The organism is Sphaerisporangium sp. NPDC049002 (assembly GCF_040649355.1).
GTDB lineage: Bacteria > Actinomycetota > Actinomycetes > Streptosporangiales > Streptosporangiaceae > Sphaerisporangium.
Map to the genome: position 1 here is coordinate 1 of NZ_JBEZFH010000374.1, position 3,367 is coordinate 3,367.

Sequence of the window (3,367 nt, forward strand, 5' to 3'; positions counted from 1 at the left end):
TCGGGCGACTGCGCGCCGATGGACACCGACACGCCACACGAGGCGCCGTCGAAGCCCTTGTGGGAGGCGTCGTAGCCGATCTCAAGGATCTTCTCCCGGATGAGGCCGGGGATGTCGACGTACGTCTCCGTCGTCACCTCTCCGGCGACGTGCACCTGACCGGTGGTGATCATCGTCTCTACGGCCACGCGGCTCTTGGGGTCGCCCTTGAGCATGGCGTCCAGGATGGCGTCGCTGATCTGGTCGGCGATCTTGTCGGGGTGACCCTCGGTGACCGACTCGGACGTGAACAGGCGGCGGGACATCTTCACTCCTCGGATTCATGGGCGCGGGCTCTCGGCCCGGCGTACTGGGGAGCTTCAACTCGGAAGCGATTGTCGGCGGCCACGCTCACCGATCGGCCGGCGTCGAAGCGCCTGCCTCGCGATGAGGTGTACGCGGGAATTCCGCCTGGAGCGCCTGCACCGGAGCGGGGGCGGTCACCCACCTCCGGCCGCCTGGACGAGGTCGCCGCCGCCGATTCCGGAGCGAACGCCGACCTGCTTTGAATAAGTGGTGCCTTCGATCGCGCGGGCGAATCGGCGACCATGCCGCCGATCGCCTTTACGACAAACGTGTCCGTCCTGATGACGTTCATCTTTGCGATTTCTCCGACGATGCCCTTCCGCACGCGCATGACACTCCCGGGCCTGGCGGGGCGAAATGCCTCCACCGATTCGTCGGTCATGTCCCTCCTCTGGGTCGGCGTCGTCGAACTCCTGGTCACGGCCCTGCTCCCCCGTCGGCCGCTCCTCGCGCGTGCAAAGCAAGAGCCATCGTGCGAGTGGCGCTCGCGCGATGGCCCTTGCCCGCGTGGGGACTTACTGCGAAGGAAACCACCGACCAGAGACACCACCTCATCATGCGGCTAAAAATCCGTTCCAAGCTCGATTGATTCGATGCTAGACGGGCGCCGAACCCCGCTGAAACCCCTGCGGAACCCCTACAGCCCGGGGCGGGCGGATAACGCGGTTATCGCGCCGGGATGAGAATCGTCTGACAACCGTTGGCCGCCGAACCGCGGCCCGAATACGGGGCAGGACGCGTGCCGCCCATTCCGTGGAATTCCCCCGACTCCCGGTGGCGCGGGGACGGGTCCGGGGACCCCCACACGAAGATCGTGGAGCACCAGGGGGGCCCGGGCCCTCGCCGGTCCACCCGTCCCCTCATGCTCATGGCCCCTCGCTGCGGGCCGGAGCGGGCTTCCCGCCGGCTAATAGCCCATGCGGCACCGTAGGGGGATCATTTCTCACACATAACGGGCTTCACAGATGAACTTTTCGGTATGTAAATACCCGTCTGGTTCCTGTAGCCACTTAGTTGTACGATATGGGCATTAGCGGTAGGGGTTCAAGGAGGATGAGCGGTACCACCTGGCTCCACTGCACGTCGCAGCAGGCGATTCGCCACCAACGGCCCCAAAGCCCGGCCCGCCTGGGGGCGCGTACCTGATACTTGTCTCAGGAGGGCTGAGAGCGCGAAGACTTCCGGATGTGTCCGCGGGTTTTCTGGCAAGGAGTCAACAGGTGGAGTTCCGGATCCTGGGACCGCTTGAAGTGATCGCAGGCAGTGACCGCCTGGACATCGGGGGGGCGCGGCAGCGAATCACCCTCGCCAACCTCCTGCTCGACGCCAACCGGCTGGTCACCGTCGACCGGCTCGCCGAGGCCATCTACGGCGAGGACCTGCCTCCCACCGCGCGCGCCCAGGTCCAGATCTGCATCTCCTCGCTGCGACGGCTGTTCGCCGCGCACGAAGGCGCGGACATCATCTCCACCCACCCCCGTGGCTACATCATCCGCGTCGAAGAGGGCCGCCTCGACGCTCAGCGGTTCGAGGCCCTGACCGGCGAGGCGCGCCGCGCGCGCAACGCCGGCGACCTCGACGAGGCGGTGAGAAGCTACCGCGACGCCCTCAAGCTGTGGCAGGGCGAGGAGGCCCTGCAGGGCATCGAGAGCAGGCCGGTGCAGTCGGCGGCGGGCAGGCTCACCGAAGAGCGGATAACCACCAACGAGGACTGCATCCAGCTTGAGCTCGACCTCGGCAGGCACCAGGAGCTGATCGGCGAGCTGACCCGCCTCATCGAGCAGTATCCCCTGCGCGAGCGGCTGCGCGGCCTGCTGATGCTGGCGCTCTACCGCTCGGGCCGCAGGGCCGAGGCGCTCCAGGTGTACCGGCTCGCCAGGGAGACCATGATCGAGGAGCTGGGCATCGAGCCCAACGAGCAGCTCCAGCGCCTCGAACAGGCCATCCTGACCGCCGACGAGAGTCTCGACATCCCGGTCAAGGCGACCATAATCCCGGTCGAGCCGCCGGCCGCCGCGCCCGTCGTCCCCGTGCCGTTCCTGCTCCCGAGCGCGATCGCCGACTTCACCGGCCGCGCCAAGCAGATCGACGCCATCGAGAGGGAGCTGGCGCTCGCCTCGGAGGATCCCACCCGCTTCGCGGTGCCGATCATCATCGTCGCGGGCAAGGGCGGCATCGGCAAGACCACCGTCGCCGTGCACGCCGCGCACATGGTGGCCGAGCGCTTCCCCGACGGCCAGCTGTTCGCCGACCTGCACGGCGGAGCCTCCCGGCAGGTCAGCCCCATGCACGTGCTCGAACGGTTTCTGCGCGCGCTCGGCGTGCCGGGCAACGCCATGCCCGACGGGCTCGAAGAGCGCGCCGAGATGTACCGCGCGCTGCTCGCCGACCGCAGGACCCTGGTCGTCCTGGACGACGCGGCCACCGAGAGCCAGGTCCTGCCGCTGCTCCCGGGCACCCGCATGTCCGCCGTGCTCATCACGAGCCGCAGCCGCCTGGGCGGGCTGGCCGGGGCCATCCACGTCGACATGGACATCTTCGACGCCGACCAGTCGATGGAGCTTCTCGCGCGCATCGCGGGCACCGCGCGCGTGCGCTCCGAGGCCGAGTCGGCCAAGGCGCTGGCCGAGCTGTGCGGGCAGCTGCCGCTGGCGCTCCGCATCGCCGGCGCCCGGCTTTCCGCCCGTCCCCACTGGAGCATCGAGCAGCTGGTCAGCCGCCTGGAGGACGAGACCCGCAGGCTCGACGAGCTGAACCACGGCGACATGGGGATCAGGGCGAGCATCTCCCTCACCTATGAGAGCGTCGGCGAGGAGGCCAGGCGGCTGTTCAGGCGGCTGGCGATCCTGGACACCGGCCTGTTCTCGGTGTGGATCGGGGCCGCGCTGCTCGGTGTCCCCTTCGCCGACGCCGCGGACCTGTTCGACGAGCTGGCCGACGCCCAGCTGATCGAGACCGCAGGCGGGTACGGCGTGCACAGCCTGTACCGCTTCCACGACCTCATCCGCGAGTTCGCCCGCGA

The 3,367-nt window shown here is 68.5% G+C and carries 3 protein-coding genes; 1 reads left to right on the forward strand and 2 read right to left on the reverse strand.

What is annotated here, in order from left to right; translation table 11 throughout:
- Both AB0B89_RS35540 and AB0B89_RS35545 read right to left on the reverse strand, forming a co-directional pair.
- On the reverse strand, positions 1 to 305 hold a 305-nt coding region (locus AB0B89_RS35540), incomplete at its 3' end, for an S-adenosylmethionine synthetase N-terminal domain-containing protein (protein ID WP_358561909.1).
- A gap of 2 nt (positions 306 to 307) precedes the next feature.
- A complete protein-coding gene (locus tag AB0B89_RS35545; RefSeq protein WP_358561911.1) occupies positions 308 to 727 on the reverse strand; it encodes a hypothetical protein in 420 nt (139 codons plus the stop codon).
- A gap of 838 nt (positions 728 to 1,565) precedes the next feature.
- Between AB0B89_RS35545 and AB0B89_RS35550 the strand changes: the two genes are divergently transcribed.
- On the forward strand, positions 1,566 to 3,367 hold a 1,802-nt coding region (locus tag AB0B89_RS35550), incomplete at its 3' end, for a BTAD domain-containing putative transcriptional regulator (RefSeq protein WP_358561914.1).